Below are 19,308 nucleotides of genomic sequence, written 5' to 3'. Positions count from 1 at the left end.
TACTCCTTGTCACTTGGATAATCGATTGAACTTTGCCATTTCAGCCCTGTCTTGTAGCGCGGATAAATTTTCCTGTGCTGCTTGCTGGCTGATTAACGCCTGAAGTCTTAAGCTCATTAATTGAATAAACCCGATTTCGGTAATGAGACGGGAATTCAAATCAATAGCTCCCTTGGTGTTGGGTGTTTTTTCAATTTGTTGTGAGAGCTTATGGAGGGCTTCCATATGCTTGTTGATTTCGTTATAGCTTTCGGTGGTTTGCACAAGCACTGCACGGTTCACCGCTTTATCTTCTTTAAAACGCATGGCATTTGCAGGAGTAGTGAAACGCGCATAACTGCTTTCATCCAATGCGGGATGGTTCTTTTCATACGCATCGATGAGTGCCTGATATCGTTGCTGATTGCCTCCTGAGAGGTTTTGCAGTGCATCCTGCCAAGTGCTGACAGGTGATTGCCAGCTTTGTAGGGTATCTAAACCATTGTTAAAGTCACCAAATCCATAATGCCCTGAGTTCATGGATTTGAGCTGATTTAAGTTATCAAGCTGACTTCTTGCGGTTTGATAGGTATCGGTAAGTACCCGGTATTGTTCTTGAAGCTCACCCAGCTGTTTCATAGCCAAGGCAATAAGCTGGACATCTTCTACACCAAAAATATCCGCATGACTGGCCCCACTTATACTCAGCGCTGCAATTAAGAAACAGGCTGTTATTTTCATTTTTTGCTCCTATCAAAAAAGACAGGAAGCCAAATATCAGGGGCATGACCCACTTCTTGGATGATTTCATCCAGTAACTTAACCGATTGGGTATTGGCAGAAAGTACCCTGATGTATTGGCTTAAACCGCTTAAATCCAGTTTGCACAAAAAAGCTTCGTGGTCTTGTTTATACAAAAAAATGCGTGATTCGAGCGTGTTTTCTTTAATCGCCTCAAATTGTGCTTCGGTCAGCTTTAAATGCTCCATGTAGGTTTCCCTGTCTGCTAGTGGATTGGGAAATACAATCAAGGTGGCCAGGTTATCCAGCACAATGTGTTTAATCGGTGAATCGGTAATCGTTTTTGGGGACTGGGTATCAAAAATAAAATGCCCATTTTTCTTTCTAATCGTAGGCAACCATTCGCGAAGCGCTTTCTCCCAAAAGGGAGATGCAAAGAGCTGCCATGCTTCAGCAATAATAAAAGAGGTTAACCGACCATCGAGGCATTGGCGCATACGATGCAACAAATATAAATAGACAGGCGTTGCAATAACGCTATGTACTTGATCCATCAGGTAGGTAACATCAAATCCCACCTTATCAAAATCAAGATTTAAGGCATCGTGCTGGTTGTCAAACAGCCAATGAAATTCGCCATCAATTCTGGAATCGTTACGCTTTAACCATCTTTTTAGATGTGGCCAACGTGGAAAATCAACGGGTAGAAATTGGCTTAGATGACTAAGCGTCCTGAATTCCGGGGCGAGTTGCTCAAAGCTGTAATCGATACAATCATTGATGATTTCAGCAATATCGCTTGGGATAACGCGCTCGCCTTCTGCTTGTACCAAGGTTGCAAACCATAATTTCAGTAACGAACGATTTTCTGAGGTATCCGGCAGTTGCAATGGATTCATGGCGATTGGATTGGATGGCTCTATTTTGATGTAAGAGCTGTTACCGGAAGCCAAAATATAAATTTTGGAGGATTCATCCCGGTCTATGAAAAAACTTCTTCCGCCAAAACGTCCCATTTGTGCATCAAGGAAGTTCACCAGTGTAGTTTTTCCTGCGTTGTTTCCTCCAAAAATTGCAGCATGTCCTTTGGATGGATTGGTTTTAGAGCCTCGGGCATGGTAGTTGAAATAGACTGGGGTTTTCGATGGGGTTTCCAAAAGTGTCACCGCACCACCTAAAAAGTTCTCATTGGAAAAGCCCGTTTGGGTGTTATGTAATGGGCAAAAATCCACAAAATTTTGGGAAGTAATCAGGGAGGCACGTGTTATAAGATGTTGGTTGCAAGGCAATTGGCTCCAGAAAGCTGGTTCCTGTCCCAGCGTTTCTTTCACCACAACAATTCCAGCAGATCCATAGCGTTTGGTGGCATCCAGTATGGCTGCATCTAATAAGGACTTTTTTGGCGCCAATAACATTACGGTGTGATGATGTGCGCCTAGTAATAGAGTTTCACTGGCAATTCCATCTTCCAAATCGCTTAATGCAGTGGTTTGGCTTAATGCCTTGTCCTCGGCATTTAGGAGTTTGGAACGTTTTTTAGAAATCATATCCAAGGCACTGTCGCGGCCAAGGGGTGCAAAGGTGTGTGTGGCAATAAATTCACAATCCAGAGATAACATCGAATCTAAAAGTATACTGGCGGTGTTAGTGGGGTATTTTTTGAGTGACAACATCGCGCCAAACATGCAATCTTCTTGGGTATTTCCTTGAAACTGGATGCATTCCCCAAATAGAAGCTGGCAGGTACTTAAGTATTGGCTGAGGTGCCCTTCAGGGTATTTGGTTTCTTGTTTGAATGTATGAGGAATCGAGTTCGCTATTGGAGGACTGTAAACAGGATGTTTAAATGACGCTGTTTGGCCTGCATTGACTACTAACCCAAGGAACTGAAGCAGCTCGCTAAAGCCCAATGCTTCATCCTGCTCGCCAAGTATCGATGATCCAAAAGGGGTAAGGTTCGCATGCAATTGCTCAACAGCACGATTTAGGATTTGGATGTTTTGTTCTCTGTGGTGTTCAGCCAGCTCACTATTTCTCTTAATTGAGAGGCTTTTAGCCCACTGCAACCAAGACCCAGTTTTGCTGGTATCATCTCCTTTAAGCACAACCGTAATGTACAGGGTATTTTTATACAGGTTTTTATCTTTAAAACGTTGTTGGTAACGCTCATCCAGATCCTTCGCAAACCCTGGCTTATATTCTCCAATTAATGGGCATGATATTTTTTGTCGGTGTGTTGTCACATAAACGATGAAACGAGAATCCAAACTTACTAATGCTTGATGTAGCAAGAAGCGTTGGTGATTTAGAGTATCGGCTTCCTCAATTTCAAAAGCAGCTCCATCGACCTTGAGAACCGAACCCACAAAGCCTGATTGCGATTCAAAAATGCTGGGGGTATTAAGATGCGTTACAGGAAATAAATCAGAAACTTTTGCTTCCTGATAAACCTGCTTCAAAGTCTTAGAAAGGTTCATAAGAGCGAACCCTCCATAATGATGTATTCGGTACTTGAGGCAATAAATAGCGCTTTGCGCAGATGGTAAAAAAATGGGTGTCGTATCGACATACCAGCCATCCGAAAACATGTAAGGGAATAAAAATCAGACCATACAGTGGGGAGATACCTATGAACGCGCACATCGACATAATGAGATTTAACATATGGTATTCAAAGGTCACCCCAGCAATCATTGCCGGACGGGTTAGCGCATTAAATATAGGACTTATTTCCAAATCGCTCATAAGAATCTCCTATCCAATAAGCGTTGAATACAGGGAAGATCCGCCAAAGATGATACCCATCCCCACAAGAATCATCACAAAATATTCTTTGGGAAATTTTTGACGCGCCAAACACAGGTAACCTGCGATGATGATGCAAAACACACCTATAGTTCGTGCAAGACCACCCTGCAGGTAATTGATGGTTCTATTGATGATGCTTTCTATCGATTGGGCATGGGATAGCGATGGCAGCAGGGCACAAACCCCTATTAAATAAAGATCGCATAGATGATTGCGAAGAAGCTGGCTCCATCTTTTGAATTTGCTCATAGCGCCACCTTCTTCGTAGAAGATTCTGCCCTCTCTTGTTGGAGTTTTTTCAGATAAATTTCTTCTCGGTCAATATCAATATGTAGAGGTGCCTTAATGCCAATGCTGATGATGTCATCATCGACCTTGAGCACCTTCATTTGAATCAAGCCTTTGCCTATTAAAATTTGTTGCCCTGCTTTTCGTGTTAAAACCAACATGGTGCTCTCCAGTTATTTTGCTAAAAGTTCCTTGCACTTCTGCAAACAGGAACTCACAACAGCTTTGTTTGCAGGTTGATACACATCCTTAACAACATAAAACGATTCTTGTTTCCTGATTTGTCTGCAGCAATACAGCAATTGCGGCAGCGTGGGCGGTAACTCGTAAAAATCACGGCAATTTAAAATGGCCTTGGTCAGTACCGCATCGGTAAAATCACTTAACGCTTCTTGCCATTCCCTTTTGGCAAACTTCAAAAAAACTTCATCCTTAAACTGACTTCTCCAAACATGCCCATAAAAGGCCGCAAACTTGGAGAACAATAAATCAATACGTCTCTCAGCTTTGAAGGCATCTTTGGAGCTGGATGACATTGGTGTTTCCTCGCTCTTCGACATCACAGGGTGGGCAGAACAGGTCTTCTGTGGTGTGACGTTTACGAGTATTTTTTGTATGCTCTGCATGGTGCTTCTCCTGTAATGCATCCGTAGGTAATTCATCCTCCCAGCAACGTTGTGCAAGCCAATTCGCGGGGTATTTCCAAGGTGGCACCCATGTGCCTTGTAGTTTCATGGTTTCGCGATGATTAATTTGGGCGCTCAATGCGTTGATGATGGTGTGAAATAGCTCAGCGTTAGGTTTTAGCTCTTCAAATACAGCTTGTGCGTTGTTCTTGGATTTTTTCTCAGGATAAAGCGACCAGAATTTTTCGAATTGCGATAATAAATAAATATAATAATTATCTTTATGAGGTATGGCGGCTTTTTGGGATTCCACTGTGTCGGCTTTTAGTGCCTCAACCTCGGATAACCCAGTATTCTCAAGGGATTCCCCACGCGGTTTTGTGGTGGCTTTCTGTGGCGGGTTTATGGCGGCTTTATTTTGGACAGAATAATGCTGAGATGATAAAGGACATTTCAAAATCAAATGCATTCCTTCGGATTGCACTTCGATTAGCCCGGCACGCACCAATCCTGAAATAGCACGTCGAACTTGATCACGCGAAAAACTCTGACTTTTTATGCCTTGATGCGGCTCTACATATAGTTGCTCAGAAATAGACTGATGACTGATGCGCCTTTTGACTCCGACTATTCCGGTTTTAACGTCCATATAAGGTCGTATCCCTCTTAAATAAGCCAGTTGCTGGATATGGGGTAACCCACTCATTGCCTCTAACTCATCACCATTAATCACAAAATCCATCATGGGTAATCCCTACTCATCCTCGTTTTTATATCCATAATGTGATATCTTTATAAAAATACCAGAATATTATTCACAAATCGTAAATTTATAAACTAATTTATATCACAAATTGTGATATTGCAATAGTTAATTCTAATTTTTAGGGGCAACCTTGGCTGAGCTAAATATCAAAAAGGAAATTGGCAAACGTATTCTTGAGGCACGGAAGGTTAAAGGCTTGACGTTAAAGGCTCTTGGCGAGCTTGCAGGGGGGTTGAAACAAACGCGCCTGACGAATTGGGAACAGGGTGTGCGTACTCCGGGGCCGGAAGAGATTAAATCGCTTGCGCAGGCATTGGATGTTTCACCTGCTTATTTGATGTGTTTGTCGGATGAAAAGCAGTTTGAAGTAAAAAGTCCTACCCAATTAATTCCGCTTTTAGATCACAGTCAAGCATGTGATGCAAAGAAACATATAAACATGCATCAAAAACAACAAGAATCAGAGAATATCACTATCTCTGTAAGTTCGGTGTTGTTACCTAACTTAAGTAATGATGCATTTGCATTGAAGATTTTGGACGATAGTATGATACCAGAGTTCAGATTAAATGACATATTGGTCATTGATCCTGCAGTATCTCCAAAACCAAGTAAATATGTAGCAGTTAAAATTGGCAATAAGATGGAGGCAATTATTTGCCAATATAAAAAATTGTCTTACACCTCACCAGAGTTTGAGTTGCATACTTTAAATGATAATTGGCCGAATATTAAAGCGGAAGAGGGCCTCGAAATAGAGATTATTGGGACAGTGATGCAAAACATTCGGACATGCTAATCTAAGTAATTTTTGATACAAGCCACACGGTAGAAGCGGTTCAGCATTCATCATATAGAATTAGAATCAGCTTAATCTGATTTATAGCGGCACCAAATCGGCATCACTTGCAGACAATTTCAGACCTTCAAAGACAATTAAAATAAAGTTACATATCTCACCTTTATCTATTTAGGCTCTCGTGGTCTTTTGTTGTCGTTAGAGTAACCCTTAAAATCTTTGTCAGCGGGTTCGATTCCCCATTTAGTTGCGCGTGATATGTGATAAACCGCTTTCAATGCACATCCCATAGAATTGGTCAGAAATACAACTACCAACACAACTACTTTTCATGGATGATATAAGTTATTATGGAATAAGGTTAGCATACTGATTATCTACTAGAGTAGATGTAAATTAATAACATATCAAACTCAATAAATTTACCTAGGAACAAGTGAAGGTAGGGAATGCGTTTTTTCATTAAGATCTCCATGGCAATTTTGTTAAGCGTTCTGTTTCAGGAAGCGGTGGTTCACGCCGCACCCTTAACCTTCCATGAAGCTTTGGATATTGCCTATCGCAATAACCCTGAGTTACAAGCAGAGATGGATAAAGCAGAAGCCATGCGTGGAGCCTTTATTCAAAGTGGCCTGTATCCGAATCCGCAGCTGACCTTAACTGCGGAGAATTTTGGAGGATCTGGAAGTTATTCAGGTTATGAGGCAGCAGAAACGACTGCATCTATAACGCAACCGATTCCCTTAGGCGGTCGTCTTAAGTATTTGAAAAAAGCAACATATGCAGATTATTTAGCGTCTTTAGCTCAAATTAATGTTCAGAAAGCAGCATTATATATGGCTGTAGGAAGTGCTTATGTCGATGCATTTTATGCCGTTCAATGGCATCAGGTAACCAAAAAGCTCGTTCGTTTGAATCAGGATATTGTGACTGCCATTGACAAACGAGTTAAAGCTGGGGTTGGTGCGGAGCTTGATTTGCGTTTAGCGCAAATTCGATCAGGGGAGGCACGTATCCAAGAGCAAAAAGCAGGACGTGACGCGCTCTTCTTACGAGCAAAATTAGCTCGTTTGCTTGGCAATGGTTTACGAGTGGACAGACCCTTGATTGATAAGGGTTTGCCTGATGTAATTTTAAACTGGGTCGATCTGGTGAAACAAGTACCGAAAAGCCCGCAAATGTTGCAAATGCAACTGCTATTACAAGCCAAGCGTGCCACTATTACTGCAGTCAAAAAATCAGTATGGCCTGATTTAAATGTTCAATTGGGTGGTCGGCATTTTTCGGATGACGACAGTAATGCTGCAGTGATGTCCGTCTTTGCAGATGCACCTGTTTATAACCGCAATCAGGGAAAGATTTTGACTGCGGAAGCCCAATACTCACAAACAGCCTATGAGTTTCAAGGGACGCGTCTAGAGGTTCGTCAAAAAGCATACAATACCTTTTTACAGGCGCAGCAAAGTAGGTATGAAGCACAATTAGTGACGAAATCTTTGCTCCCTTTAGCGCGCAAGTCAATTAAGCTCGCCCAAGATGGTTATCAAATGGGACGATATACATATATTGAATTATCTACTTCGTTAAATACTTTATATGAAGAAGAGCGTCATTACCAACAAGCTCATGCTGATTTTCATAAAGCACTCATTCAATTGACTGGTCTTTTAGGGTTACATCCGACAAAGGAAAGTAAATGAAACTTATAAAAAAATTCGTCTCCTTGTTATTCTTAATTATCTTTATATCGACACTAATTACTCCTGTGGTATTCGGGGCAGATGACGATAATCAACAGAGTGAATCTCAAGAAGAGTTTGAAAAAGGTCCACACGGAGGTCGTCTTTTTAAAAAAGACAATATAACCCTTGAATTTCTCTTGTTTGAACGAGGGATGCCACCACATTTTCGTGCATATCTTTATCAAGAAGGAGAAGCTATTCCTTCTAACTCATCTCAACTTACTGCAGAATTAACCCGATTTAATGGCGGAAAAGAAGTTATTACGTTTAAGCCTATTGAGAATTTTTTACAAAGTAACCAGGTTATTAAAGAACCTCATTCATTTGATGTTTCACTTCAATTAACGCTTTCAGGTAAAGTCTACGGCTGGCAATATAAAAGTTATGAGGGAAGGGTTAAATTAGTTCCTGACATACTTCAATCAGCCAATATTCAAACCGAAAAGGCAGAAAGCCAAACAATTAAAACTCAATTAAAAGTAGTAGGAAAAATTGCGCCTAATCGGGATACCATGGCTCCCATTTATGCTCGTTATGCAGGCATTATCAAAGTAATGAATAAAAATTTAGGCGATGAGGTAATAAAAGGAGATTTATTAGCGACAATTGAAAGCAATGAAAGTTTACAAAATTACAACATAAATGCACCTATAACAGGAACTATAGTACAAAAATATTCAACTAATGGCGAATTGGCTCAAAATAACAAACCCATTTATGATATTGCTAATTTAACCAACGTATGGGCTGATTTTACATTATATCGCAAAGATACCCCGCTAGTTAAAACGGGAATGACTATTGATGTAATTGGTGATGAAGGAAAACCTAAAACGACAAGCCATATCTCTTATATTGCTTCTCTTGGGATAGAGGACAGTCAAACCACTTTGGCACGTGCAATTTTACCCAATGAACAGCGATTATGGATTCCCGGTATGTATGTCAACGGTTATATTATCATCGAAGAAAAAACAGTGCCGGTAGCGGTGCTTCTTACGGCATTGCAACGCATTGGCGATCAAGACGTGGTGTTTGTCCAGCAAGGAGATTATTTTGAAGCCACTCCCGTAGAACTTGGCCAACGAGACAAACAATGGGCTGAGGTTCTATCAGGTCTTGATGTAGGGCAGCGTTATGTGACTAAAAATAGCTTTTATCTTAAGGCGGAAATGGGTAAGGAAGGCGCAAGCCATGAGCATTAAGGATGAAAGATGCTGGAAAAAATAATACGTTTTTCTTTAAAACATCGTTGGTTTATCCTGCTGTTTACAGCGATTATCGCCTTGCTTGGTGTTTATAATTTTCAAAGGCTTCCTATTGATGCTGTACCGGATATTACCAATGTCCAGGTTCAAATCAATACAGAAGCCTCTGGGTACTCGCCTTTTGAGGTAGAGCAACGAATTACTTTTCCTATTGAATTAGCCCTCAGCGGTCTACCCAATCTCGACTACACCCGGTCTTTATCTCGGTATGGCTTGTCCCAAGTGACTGTAGTTTTTAAAGACGGAACTAATATTTATTTTGCGAGACAGCTGATTAATGAGCGCTTACAAGAAGTCAAAGACAAATTACCGCCAGAGTCTGAAACCACATTAGGGCCCATTTCTACCGGTCTTGGTGAAATTTTTATGTATACGGTGACGAATAAGCCCCATGTGCCTAAAAGTCAGCGTTACAACCCCACGGGACTTCGCACCATTCAAGATTGGATTATTAAACCGCAATTGCGCAATGTGGAAGGGGTAGCAGAGGTCAATACGATTGGGGGGCATGTGAAACAATTTCATATTACGCCCGATCCCTCCAAGTTAGTGCGTTATAACTTGAGTTTAAGCGATGTGGTTGAAGCTCTCCAACGTAATAATGCCAACGTTGGGGCAGGCTATATAGAACACAATGGAGAACAAAATCTTATTCGTGTTCCTGGTCAAGTAAAAGACATTCCTGATATTGAAAATATCGTGATTGCTAGTTTCGAGGGAACTCCAATACGCATGCGTGATGTGGCGAAAGTTGTTTACGGTAAAGAACTACGTACAGGGGCAGCTACTGAAAATGGCCAGGAAGTAGTTTTGGGCACAGTGTTCATGTTGATGGGTGAAAACAGCAGAACGGTTTCTGAGCGGGTTGCTGAGAAGATGAAAGAAATCAACAAGTCACTTCCTGAAGGTGTTGAAGCTGTTATTGTTTACAATCGAACCTTGCTGGTTAATGCAACGATCAACACGGTTAAAAACAATTTACTCGAAGGTGCACTGCTCGTCTGCATTATTCTTTTTTTATTTTTAGGAAATATCCGTGCTGCATTAATTACTGCTATGGTCATTCCCTTATCCATGTTACTCACCATCACGGGAATGGTGACTAATAAGATCAGTGCAAACCTTATGAGTTTAGGTGCACTAGATTTTGGCTTGATTGTAGATGGTGCGGTTATAATCGTAGAAAACTGCATCAAACATTTAGGGGAAAAGCAACATGCAGCACAACGACGTTTAACGCTTGAAGAGCGTTTAAAAGTGATTTCTTATGCCACTACTGAAGTTATTCGACCCAGTATTTTTGGAGTTTTTATTATTACTGTTGTTTATCTTCCTATTCTTACATTAACGGGTGTGGAGGGTAAAATGTTTTTGCCTATGGCAGAAACAGTAATTATTGCCCTTATGTCCTCGATGCTATTTGCTCTCACTTTTGTCCCCGCCGCAATTGCTATTTTTTTGCGAGGTCGTGTTCAGGAAAAAGAAAATTGGCTGGTGCATTATCTTTCAATAAGCTATGCGCGTGTTTTGCGACGATCTTTTCATGCTCGGCGTTGGGTTATAGGTGCCGCGATCGTCTTGGTTATGTTGAGTTTGTTTATTGCATCGCGTATGGGCGGGGAATTTATTCCAAGCCTTGATGAAGGAGATATTGCCATGCATGCCATGCGGATTCCAGGGACGAGCTTGACCCAAGCCATCGCCATGCAGGATTTGGTTGAACAGAGGGTGAAACAATTTCCTGAGGTAAAGGCGGTATTTGCAAAATTAGGAACTGCAGAGGTAGCTACCGATCCGATGCCACCTAATGTTGCCGATACCTTTATTATTCTAAAAAAGCATAAGGATTGGCCTAATCCAAAAAAAACCAAACAGGAACTGGTACAGGAAATTGAAAATGCAGTAAGACAAATTCCAGGAAATAATTATGAATTTACCCAACCCATACAAATGCGTTTTAATGAACTGATCTCGGGGGTTCGTAGTGATGTCGCGGTCAAAGTATTTGGAGATGATATGAATACTTTATTGGAGATCGCAGAAAATATCAGTACACAACTTAAAAAAGTACCTGGAGCTGCAGATGTCAAAATCGAACAAGTGAGTGGATTACCTCTTTGGACGGTGATAATTAATCGCGATACTTTGGCGCGTTATGGTTTGCAAGTTGGCGCTGTTCAAGATGCCATAGTAATTGCTACCGGTGGAAAAAAGGGTGGAGAGCTTTTTGAAGGGGATAAGCGTTTTGATATCGTGGTACGATTACCTGAGTCTTCCCGTACCGATCCCGATGTATTACGTGAAGTCTTTATACCACTTCCTCCATCTAAAGATAGTGAGCGGCATTTTATTCCCTTAAGTGAAGTAGCGAAAATGGTACGAAGTGAAGGACCTAATCAAATTAGTCGTGAAATGGGTAAACGCAGAGTGGTGGTTAGTGCCAATGTACGAGGTAGTGATTTAAGTACCTTTGTGAATAATGCAAAACTGCGCATTGAACAGAACGTTAAAATACCCAGTGGTTATTGGATTGACTGGGGTGGGCAGTTTGAGCAATTGCAATCTGCTTCACAACGTTTACAGATTGTAGTACCCGTTACGCTACTTGGCATTTTCTTATTACTGTTTATGAGTTTTGGCAGGGCAAGAGATGCATTGTTGGTGTTCACAGGCATTCCTTTGGCTTTAACCGGCGGTGTTTTTGCTTTGTGGATACGTGGAATTCCTTTATCTATTTCGGCAGGGGTCGGGTTTATTGCTTTATCAGGGGTGGCGGTGCTCAATGGCCTTGTGATGATTACTTTTATTAATAAGCTTCATGAACAGAAAAAATTTTATTTAAAAGATGCAGTATTGCAAGGGTCACTGGCCCGACTAAGACCTGTACTTATGACAGCCTTAGTGGCCTCTTTGGGATTTGTGCCTATGGCATTAGCAACTGGTACAGGTTCTGAGGTACAGCGGCCTTTAGCAACGGTAGTTATCGGTGGCATTATTTCTTCTACTTTCCTCACATTACTTGTTTTACCAGGCTTGTATTACGTGTTTCATGAAAGGAGGAAAAAGGCACCTTCTAATGCACCTCACAAGTAGGTGTTCTACTTTGTTCTAATTGTAGTGTGGTATGAATGATATTAAATTGTTCGGAGAGTACTTTTTGAACTTCTGTTCTGATGTTCTCTTCATTTCCTATCTGTGTAACCAAATGAGCAGTTAAGCTAATTTTATCATTTGTAATCGCCCAGATATGCAAATCATGAACATCAAGAATGTCTGCTACTGAGAGGATGGTTGTTTCAATATTTTTTATATCCATACCTTCAGGTACTCCTTCTAAGAGGATGTTAATTGATTCTTTCAAAAGCTGCCATGTACGAGGTAGTACCCACAAACCGATGAGTACTGCGACCAGTGAGTCTATCCAAGCTAAGTGAGTATAATGAATGATTAACGCAGCAATGATCACACCTAAAGAACTAAGCATGTCACTCCAAACCTCTAAGTAAGCGCTTTTAAGGTTTAGACTGCTTTCTTTCCCATGAGATAATAGCTTTATTGCGATGAAATTAATTATTAAACCTAAAAGTGCAATAACCAACATGCCCATTGAATATATTTCTGGAGGATTTTTCAAGCGTTTGTAAGCCTCAAACAGAATAAAAAGGGCTACTACGAATAGAAGAGCGGCATTGAATGTAGCCGCTAAAATTTCAAATCGATAATACCCGTAAGTTCGTGATGCATCGGCAGGTTTTTTGCCAACATAAATAGCAACCAAAGAGATAATAAGTGCGGTGACATCAGTGAGCATATGAGCTGCATCAGAAAGCAACGCAAGACTGCCCGTGATAATTCCACCAATAACTTCAGCAATAAGAAAGCCTCCAGTTAATAGCAAAGCAAACCATAAAGAACTCTCTTTGGAGCGATTTTTAGATTGGTTTGATTGGTCCTTCATTCTTATTATCCCTATGACTTTATAATTAAGTAATTGAATATTTATTTAATTTTGGACTACATTTTTATTAAAGGTCAAATATTTCACTAATATCAGGAGAGAATATGAGAAGAAAGAAAACTTTCTCTTGGATAATTGCTTTATTAGTATTGCTAATCATCTTAGCTTTTTTCTTACATGGTATGTCTGCTGCATTGTAAACTTCTAATGAATACTTTTGATGTTCTGGGACATTCTGGGAAAGAACAGATAATATATCTTTTATTTAAAAAGGAAGATAAATAAGCTCTGATAAATTATAAGCATTTATACAGGCAGTGTAGAAATTTTAATATTACCCGCCTTTTTGGTTACAAAATGTGCATTAACCTTAATCAGCTTCTGCTCCTTTGATTATACATCCATGTGGTCATATTTGACAAATTCATTGTATTGCCTATATTAATAGTTAAATACTTATTTAACTGTTGAACTAAATATGCTAACCCAAGATCAAATTATTACTCTGAGCGATACCTTGCATTTAATGGGTGAGCCCAACCGCATGCGGCTTCTACTCACGTGCCTTACAGAAGGACCTAAATCAGTTTCTGAGTTAGCAGAGCAGCTGAATCTATCTGTTCCACTGGCAAGTCATCATTTAAGTTTGTTGCGATCTGCGCGTTTATTGACTGCTAAAAGAGAAGGAAAGCATATTTATTACAGTATTTTTGATACGCATGTACGGTGCATTTTGGACGACATGCTGCGACATTTTGCTGAAGAAGATGATGAGGAGAAATAACATGAGTTTTATAAAACGACTATTGGGTAATTACATGAATAGGCATCATGGGCAAAATGGTAGTTCTTACCAAAATGGATACCGTAATTCTCATCATAAGCAAAAAAATTATGAGAACAGCTATATGTCTCGAAATGAATCACAGGGAGTCGTATGTACACGGTGTCAAACTCCCAATGTCCCAGGCACTCGATTTTGTGGGCAATGTGGGAGCTCAATATGACAACGCAATTAACAGCGACAACATTTTTTGTAGCTGGTCTTGACTGTCCTGCAGAAGAAAAACTCATCAGAAAACAGTTACAAGACGTTCCTGAAATTGAGCATTTGGACTTTAATTTTATTGCGGAAGAGGTCACGATTCACCATCGTCTTCCTGTCATTGATGGGTTGCAAGGCCGTATAGAATCCTTAGGAATGACTGTTCGCACGCAAGGCAGTCAAATAACTACTAAAAAAGGAGAAAAACCCGTTTCTGATTTTTCCTGGAAAATTATTTTATCAGCAGGGGTTTTGGCACTTTTTTCAGAAGTCATGGCTTATTCTCTGAATACAGAATTTTCAGTTTGGATTATTGTTCCAGCTTTATTGGCAATTGCTCTAAGTGGTCCACCTACGTTTAAAAAAGGGTGGCTGGCTTTACGTACCAAAGCAATGAATATTAACAGCTTGATGCTGATTGCGATTATTGGGGCAATTATCATAGGTGCGTGGCCTGAAGCTGCTATGGTTACAGTATTGTTTGCATTGGCTGAACGTATTGAACGTTATTCTTTAGATAAAGCTCGACTTGCTATTCGCAGTTTGATGCAAATTGCACCTGAAGTTGCACGAGTAAAACAGGATAATGGCCAATGGCAAATGGTCCATATCGAGAAGATCCAACCCGGAGCAGTCTTTAGAGTGAAACCAGGAGAGCGCATTGCCATGGATGGAGTGGTTGTTATAGGAAAAAGCACGGTCAATCAAGCACCGATTACAGGTGAGTCCATGCCGGTTAGTAAAGAGATAGATGATACAGTTTTTGCTGGTACACTTAATGAGTACGGAGTTCTTGACGTCAAAGTGACTAAGGCATCGGGAGATACCCTTCTTGCCAAAATTGGGAAGGCAATTGAACAAGCGCAAGCAGAACGTGCCCCGACACAACGTTTTGTCGATGTATTTGCTCAATATTATACGCCGATTATGGTGATGATTGCAGTTCTTATCGCATTAATTCCACCTTTGGTTTTTGGTTATCCTTTTTATGACTGGATCTATAAAGCCCTCACTTTATTAGTGATTGCATGCCCTTGTGCTTTGGTGATTTCAACCCCGGTGACTGTGGTGAGCGGATTAGCCTCTGCCGCCAAGCATGGGCTTTTGATTAAAGGAGGAAGTTATTTAGAAACTGGGCATCAGTTAAAATTAATTGCCTTAGATAAAACAGGTACCTTAACGGCAGGTAAACCCGTAGTGACTGATTTTATTGTACATGACGCGCGTAGAACAAAAGAAGAGTTGCTGCTCATTGCAGCAAGCCTTGATAGTCATTCCGAGCATCCTGTAGCGCATGCATTAGTAACCTATTGGCAACAACAACCCAGCTCTGGTTTATTAGAAGTTGGTGAGTTTACGGCACTTCCGGGTCGTGGAGTCAAAGGCGTGGTGCAAAATGAATTGTATTATGTAGGGAACCATCAACTGGCTGAAGACAATAATGTATGCAGTCCTGAGGTAGAAGAAGAGCTGAAACGATTGGAAGAAGAGGGAAAAACCACAATTATTTTAAGTAATGATACCACTGTCCTTGCTTTGTTTGCAGTGGCGGATACATTGCGTCAATCCAGTCAATGGGCTATTTCAAGGCTTCATGAACAAGGGATAAAAACAGCGATGTTAACTGGGGATAATGCAGTAACGGCAAAAGCGATTGCCAATCAAGTAGGTATTGATGAAGTGAAGGCCAATGTATTGCCTACGGATAAGCTGCAAGCGATTAATCAGCTTTTAGAGGATTACAAAGCGGTAGGAATGGTAGGGGATGGTATTAATGATGCACCGGCTTTAGCCAAAGCCAGTATAAGTTTTGCAATGGGAAAAGGAACGGATACGGCATTGGAAACGGCCGATGTAGCGTTGATGAATGATAATTTGGCCATGTTGCCTTTATATATTGATTTGAGCCGTAATACCGCAAGAATTCTTCGGCAAAACATTACATTATCCATTGCCATAAAAGGAGTGTTTTTTATTTTAGCCCTTGGAGGTATTGCGACTCTTTGGATGGCTGTTTTTGCGGATATGGGAGCTAGTTTAATCGTAGTGGCGAACGGATTGCGACTCTTGAATTCTCATAAAGGACATGCGGAAATTCAAGAGGCATAGGAATAACAAAAGAGGTGTACCTCGATGGTTCAAGAAAGTGATATGAGGTGTCTTATGGTCGATTGTTTGTTTTTTTTGGTAGTCGATGATTCATTAGGCGAACGCATTCTCCTGCGCGCACAATTGCAGAATTTGAATCATAAGGTAGATATGGCCTGTGATGCGAACTCTGGTTTGGAGCTTGCTTTAATGAGACGTTATGATGTGATTTTAATTGATACAAATTTAACGCAAGGATTTAACTGCCAGGAACTCATTGTACGTATTCAAAAGGATTCAAATTTAAATCAAGCTACACCCATCGTAATAATGACACATCATAATGACATGAAGGGAACGCAAGAAGAAATGCGATGTGTTAAACCTTTTACCAGACAAGATACCTTAAAACTGATTGATTCAGTAACTCGGTTGAAACGAACTAAGTAAAGGGGCTGTTTGTGTTGTTATTGAAGAGGTTATCAAATTTTAAGGAATAAATGAAAACAAAAACGCATTGGGAGTGAAATTGTTTTTGACTATGATCATTGCATATTAGGAGTTCCGTTAGTGACTTGTATCTCTACTCAATTAACCACTAAGGAAGATCTTTCTGAAGGTGGAGTATATGAATCCTGACCAATTAAAATGTAAGCCATCTTATTTTAAAATGGTCCACTTAAAAATTTTATTAAGATTTGGTAATGAGGTGAAGGTCCTAGTGATGCAATAAATCTCATGGTGAAAAGGAGGCAGTAATGAAAGCTAATGCAATCCAACGGCGTTTTGTGATTACATTGGGTACCCGATTGTTTATTGGATTTATGACTCTTGGATTACCTTTATTAATATTGATTATACTTTTAGTACCCAAAGTAAACTATATAATCCACCTGAGTAACAAAATTCAAAATGAGAATTTGCCTCCTATCCTTGATGCCCAAATTTATCAATCTCAAGACATCTTGGAGCATTGGGCAATGACAGGAAACCCACAAGATAAGATATATTTTGACAATATATGGAATGAAATTCATCAAGTTAGAGTCCAGGGTGATCAAGTAATCCAAGTATTGGATAATCAAGAAATACAACATAAATGGAATAAGCTTCGACAGCTTTATAAATCGTTGCATCAAGCTCAAGCTTCAATAATAAATGCTCCAAGAGATCCTAATAATCCAGATAATGTAGAAAATAGCAGGAACAAAACACGAGCCATTCAAAAATCAATGATAGATCTCATTGATGGTCCTTCTTCGGAGATAACGGGTAAAAGAGAAGGGGGGCTATTTAAAGACTTATCCAAAGAAATTGAATCTCATATAAATGAAATAGATAAGAATTTAATTTCTTTAAAAAAATCCGCTTTGTGGCTGTTGATTTTAGCAATTTTTTTAACAGTGATTGTCCCTTATATGACACAGCGAGCATTATCCATTCCACTAGATAATGCAATAAATGCTGCTGAGCGAATTGCCGCAGGAGAGCGAAACGTAGCAATCGAAATCATATCATCAGATAAATTGGGTAAGCTACTTTTATCCCTAAAAATCATGCAAGATGCCATAAAAAAGAATGAAGAAATGCTTCGTAATAAAGAGGAGGAGACTCGAGTGTTATTGGAAAATCTGATTAATTCTTCGAAAAAATTTAGTCTACATAGCAGTAAAGTTGCTTCCGGTGATCTTCGTCATCGTCTTGAAATAGAAAATGAAGGCATATTACAAGATTTGGGCCGAGATTTAAACTCTATGACGGATAGGCTTTCATCAATAACAAAAAAAATTACACAAGCCAGCAGTGATATCGTCACAATGGTAGGAACGGTACTCACTTCTGCCAATAAACAAGCAATAGAAATTAGTTCCCAAGCATCTGCGATTAATCAAATCAGTGCTTCATTGGAAGAAATAGACAATAGTTCAAAAAACACTATGGCTAAAGCTCAGGTTTTACGAGAAGTGGCTCAAAATACCTATGAACAGGGAAAGCTTGGTGCTCATTCTGTAGAACAAAGCATTCTGGGTATTAGGGCTTCAGAAGAAAAGATGAAGCTTATTGCGCAAACTATTCTTGATTTAAGTAACCACATGCAACAAATCGGTGAAATTACGTTAGTAGTAAATACGCTTGCCCAACAATCCAAGATGTTAGCATTAAATGCATCAATTGAAGCATCAAAAGCAGGAGAATCTGGAAAAGGTTTTGCCGCAGTGGCAACTGAAGTAAGAAACCTTGCAGAGCAATCAGAACAATCCACGATACAGGTGCAAAAAATTCTTGAGGACATACGGCGTAGCACTGAAAAAGCGGTCACCGTTACCGAAGAAGGAGCTAACACTCTTGATTCAGGAATTAAGCTCATTGAGAAAGCAGGCGACGTTATTCATGCGCTAAGTAAAATGATTAATGAAGCATCCATTTCAAGCCAACACATTGAGGTATCTATTAGGCAAGAAGCAGTTGGAATTGAGCAAATCGTTGAGAGTATGAATGAAATTAATCGTGCTACTGCAACTTTTTCTAGTGGCATAGAAGAGATGATGACATTTATTCATCATTTAGATGATATTGTTAAACACCTAAAAGAGGATATAAGTCTTTATAAAGTTTAGAGGTTTTCATTTAATTAATTTATGGCAGAGCATTTTTTTTAATGCAGTTATATATCTACAGATGCTTTTTAAAAGATGCATCGACTTATTGCTATTCCATTACTCCATCAATAATTAATTATTTTTAGTAATCACTGGATTTTTATATGCATGATGATATTCATTTAATTGTTCCATGCTTTTGATTAAATTTGGAGGACATCGATAAGCCTTGGCATAAATAGCATGTATACTAATGTCGGTTATATGACCAGGTTGAGGGTGGTACCTTTCTATTGATGTGTGATGCTCTTCAAATACAACAAGGTTGGCCCCTAATTTAGCCCCTTCATTTTTAAGAAAATTAAGGTCATCGGTTTTTAGATTTTTCTCTAAACCAAGCGTGAAGTGAAGTTTTTTTCCATGTACATCACTATTAAATATTTTCCCTAAAAACTCACATGATTTGGCCATAGTACTTTGATTATAGATAATCACCACTTTTTTCGCATTTGGTTCTAATGATCTAGGAACACAGCCTACAATAAATTGTAGAGCTAATAAAATTGAAAAAAATATTTCCTTCCTCATTAAATATCCCTT

At 39.8% G+C, this 19,308-nt stretch carries 18 protein-coding genes; 9 read left to right on the top strand and 9 right to left on the bottom strand.

What is annotated here, in order from left to right; translation table 11 throughout:
* Nucleotides 1–9 precede the first annotated feature (9 nt).
* From KYQ_RS15970 to KYQ_RS15940, 7 genes are read right to left on the bottom strand one after another with little or no spacing between them, the layout of a single operon-like run.
* Nucleotides 10–720 carry a TrbJ/VirB5 family protein gene (locus KYQ_RS15970; protein ID WP_019350295.1) on the bottom strand — a complete coding sequence of 237 codons (711 nt, stop codon included), beginning with the start codon at nucleotides 718–720 and terminating at the stop codon, nucleotides 10–12.
* Nucleotides 717–3,197, bottom strand: coding sequence for a VirB4 family type IV secretion/conjugal transfer ATPase (locus tag KYQ_RS15965; RefSeq protein WP_019350294.1), 2,481 nt, complete (start codon nucleotides 3,195–3,197; stop codon nucleotides 717–719). The genes KYQ_RS15970 and KYQ_RS15965 overlap by 4 nt, the downstream gene beginning before the upstream one ends.
* Nucleotides 3,184–3,465 carry a VirB3 family type IV secretion system protein gene (locus KYQ_RS15960; protein WP_019350293.1) on the bottom strand — a complete coding sequence of 94 codons (282 nt, stop codon included), beginning with the start codon at nucleotides 3,463–3,465 and terminating at the stop codon, nucleotides 3,184–3,186. Before KYQ_RS15960 ends, KYQ_RS15965 begins: the two co-directional genes overlap by 14 nt.
* Before the next feature lie 9 nt (nucleotides 3,466–3,474).
* Entirely contained in the window at nucleotides 3,475–3,777 is a 303-nt protein-coding gene (locus KYQ_RS15955) for a TrbC/VirB2 family protein (protein WP_019350292.1), read from the bottom strand.
* Nucleotides 3,774–3,977: a carbon storage regulator gene (locus KYQ_RS15950; RefSeq protein ID WP_019350291.1), complete on the bottom strand. Its 204-nt coding sequence runs from the start codon at nucleotides 3,975–3,977 to the stop codon at nucleotides 3,774–3,776. The genes KYQ_RS15955 and KYQ_RS15950 overlap by 4 nt, the downstream gene beginning before the upstream one ends.
* Before the next feature lie 12 nt (nucleotides 3,978–3,989).
* Complete coding sequence (locus KYQ_RS15945; protein ID WP_019350290.1) at nucleotides 3,990–4,352, bottom strand: hypothetical protein; 363 nt, start codon at nucleotides 4,350–4,352, stop codon at nucleotides 3,990–3,992.
* Nucleotides 4,318–5,187, bottom strand: a complete 870-nt coding sequence (locus KYQ_RS15940) for an LvrA C-terminal domain-related protein (protein WP_019350289.1) — start codon at nucleotides 5,185–5,187, stop codon at nucleotides 4,318–4,320. The genes KYQ_RS15945 and KYQ_RS15940 overlap by 35 nt, the downstream gene beginning before the upstream one ends.
* A 151-nt stretch (nucleotides 5,188–5,338) precedes the next feature.
* On the opposite strand from KYQ_RS15940, the gene KYQ_RS15935 reads away from it, so the two are divergent.
* The 4 genes from KYQ_RS15935 to KYQ_RS15920 all read left to right on the top strand — a co-directional run bounded on the left by KYQ_RS15935 (nucleotide 5,339) and on the right by KYQ_RS15920 (nucleotide 12,110).
* On the top strand, nucleotides 5,339–6,007 hold the full coding sequence (locus KYQ_RS15935; protein WP_019350288.1) for a helix-turn-helix domain-containing protein: 669 nt from the start codon (nucleotides 5,339–5,341) through the stop codon (nucleotides 6,005–6,007).
* Between the two features lie 473 nt (nucleotides 6,008–6,480).
* Entirely contained in the window at nucleotides 6,481–7,707 is a 1,227-nt protein-coding gene (locus KYQ_RS15930) for a TolC family protein (RefSeq protein ID WP_409365745.1), read from the top strand.
* Entirely contained in the window at nucleotides 7,704–8,954 is a 1,251-nt protein-coding gene (locus tag KYQ_RS15925; protein WP_019350286.1) for an efflux RND transporter periplasmic adaptor subunit, read from the top strand. The genes KYQ_RS15930 and KYQ_RS15925 overlap by 4 nt, the downstream gene beginning before the upstream one ends.
* A 9-nt stretch (nucleotides 8,955–8,963) precedes the next feature.
* Nucleotides 8,964–12,110 (top strand): CusA/CzcA family heavy metal efflux RND transporter, encoded by a 3,147-nt coding sequence (locus KYQ_RS15920; RefSeq protein WP_019350285.1) that lies wholly within the window; start codon nucleotides 8,964–8,966, stop codon nucleotides 12,108–12,110.
* On the opposite strand, the gene KYQ_RS15915 is transcribed toward KYQ_RS15920, so the two are convergent.
* Nucleotides 12,091–12,975, bottom strand: coding sequence for a cation diffusion facilitator family transporter (locus tag KYQ_RS15915; protein WP_019350284.1), 885 nt, complete (start codon nucleotides 12,973–12,975; stop codon nucleotides 12,091–12,093). The genes KYQ_RS15920 and KYQ_RS15915 overlap by 20 nt on opposite strands.
* A gap of 478 nt (nucleotides 12,976–13,453) precedes the next feature.
* On the opposite strand from KYQ_RS15915, the gene KYQ_RS15910 reads away from it, so the two are divergent.
* The 5 genes from KYQ_RS15910 (at nucleotide 13,454) to KYQ_RS15890 (ending at nucleotide 18,726) form a co-directional block, all read left to right on the top strand.
* A complete protein-coding gene (locus KYQ_RS15910; protein ID WP_019350283.1) occupies nucleotides 13,454–13,759 on the top strand; it encodes an ArsR/SmtB family transcription factor in 306 nt (101 codons plus the stop codon).
* Nucleotides 13,695–13,982 (top strand): zinc-ribbon domain-containing protein, encoded by a 288-nt coding sequence (locus KYQ_RS19655; protein ID WP_322783788.1) that lies wholly within the window; start codon nucleotides 13,695–13,697, stop codon nucleotides 13,980–13,982. The genes KYQ_RS15910 and KYQ_RS19655 overlap by 65 nt, the downstream gene beginning before the upstream one ends.
* Complete coding sequence (locus KYQ_RS15905; protein WP_019350282.1) at nucleotides 13,979–16,129, top strand: heavy metal translocating P-type ATPase; 2,151 nt, start codon at nucleotides 13,979–13,981, stop codon at nucleotides 16,127–16,129. Before KYQ_RS19655 ends, KYQ_RS15905 begins: the two co-directional genes overlap by 4 nt.
* A gap of 24 nt (nucleotides 16,130–16,153) precedes the next feature.
* Nucleotides 16,154–16,558, top strand: a complete 405-nt coding sequence (locus KYQ_RS15900) for a response regulator (RefSeq protein WP_231294578.1) — start codon at nucleotides 16,154–16,156, stop codon at nucleotides 16,556–16,558.
* Between the two features lie 308 nt (nucleotides 16,559–16,866).
* Nucleotides 16,867–18,726 (top strand): methyl-accepting chemotaxis protein, encoded by a 1,860-nt coding sequence (locus tag KYQ_RS15890; RefSeq protein ID WP_019350279.1) that lies wholly within the window; start codon nucleotides 16,867–16,869, stop codon nucleotides 18,724–18,726.
* Between the two features lie 114 nt (nucleotides 18,727–18,840).
* Here the strand turns inward: KYQ_RS15890 and KYQ_RS15885 are convergent, their stop codons facing one another.
* A complete protein-coding gene (locus KYQ_RS15885; protein WP_019350278.1) occupies nucleotides 18,841–19,296 on the bottom strand; it encodes a DUF4156 domain-containing protein in 456 nt (151 codons plus the stop codon).
* Nucleotides 19,297–19,308: the final 12 nt, after the last annotated feature.

It is taken from the genome of Fluoribacter dumoffii NY 23, assembly GCF_000236165.1.
Lineage (GTDB): Bacteria > Pseudomonadota > Gammaproteobacteria > Legionellales > Legionellaceae > Legionella > Legionella dumoffii.
The sequence above is the reverse complement of the archived record's forward strand: the minus strand, read 5'-3'. Positions and strand labels throughout refer to the sequence as shown.

Bases quoted from the DNA above. Each gene is read 5' to 3' on its own strand.
- KYQ_RS19655 (WP_322783788.1), top strand. From the start codon at position 13,695: ATGTACGGTGCATTTTGGACGACATGCTGCGACATTTTGCTGAAGAAG.
- KYQ_RS15970 (WP_019350295.1), bottom strand. From the start codon at position 720: ATGAAAATAACAGCCTGTTTCTTAATTGCAGCGCTGAGTATAAGTGGG.
- KYQ_RS15955 (WP_019350292.1), bottom strand. From the start codon at position 3,777: ATGAGCAAATTCAAAAGATGGAGCCAGCTTCTTCGCAATCATCTATGC.
- KYQ_RS15950 (WP_019350291.1), bottom strand. From the start codon at position 3,977: ATGTTGGTTTTAACACGAAAAGCAGGGCAACAAATTTTAATAGGCAAA.
- KYQ_RS15900 (WP_231294578.1), top strand. From the start codon at position 16,154: ATGGTTCAAGAAAGTGATATGAGGTGTCTTATGGTCGATTGTTTGTTT.
- KYQ_RS15910 (WP_019350283.1), top strand. From the start codon at position 13,454: ATGCTAACCCAAGATCAAATTATTACTCTGAGCGATACCTTGCATTTA.
- KYQ_RS15905 (WP_019350282.1), top strand. From the start codon at position 13,979: ATGACAACGCAATTAACAGCGACAACATTTTTTGTAGCTGGTCTTGAC.
- KYQ_RS15890 (WP_019350279.1), top strand. From the start codon at position 16,867: ATGAAAGCTAATGCAATCCAACGGCGTTTTGTGATTACATTGGGTACC.
- KYQ_RS15885 (WP_019350278.1), bottom strand. From the start codon at position 19,296: ATGAGGAAGGAAATATTTTTTTCAATTTTATTAGCTCTACAATTTATT.
- KYQ_RS15915 (WP_019350284.1), bottom strand. From the start codon at position 12,975: ATGAAGGACCAATCAAACCAATCTAAAAATCGCTCCAAAGAGAGTTCT.
- KYQ_RS15940 (WP_019350289.1), bottom strand. From the start codon at position 5,187: ATGATGGATTTTGTGATTAATGGTGATGAGTTAGAGGCAATGAGTGGG.
- KYQ_RS15965 (WP_019350294.1), bottom strand. From the start codon at position 3,197: ATGAACCTTTCTAAGACTTTGAAGCAGGTTTATCAGGAAGCAAAAGTT.
- KYQ_RS15925 (WP_019350286.1), top strand. From the start codon at position 7,704: ATGAAACTTATAAAAAAATTCGTCTCCTTGTTATTCTTAATTATCTTT.
- KYQ_RS15945 (WP_019350290.1), bottom strand. From the start codon at position 4,352: ATGTCATCCAGCTCCAAAGATGCCTTCAAAGCTGAGAGACGTATTGAT.
- KYQ_RS15920 (WP_019350285.1), top strand. From the start codon at position 8,964: ATGCTGGAAAAAATAATACGTTTTTCTTTAAAACATCGTTGGTTTATC.
- KYQ_RS15930 (WP_409365745.1), top strand. From the start codon at position 6,481: ATGGCAATTTTGTTAAGCGTTCTGTTTCAGGAAGCGGTGGTTCACGCC.
- KYQ_RS15960 (WP_019350293.1), bottom strand. From the start codon at position 3,465: ATGAGCGATTTGGAAATAAGTCCTATATTTAATGCGCTAACCCGTCCG.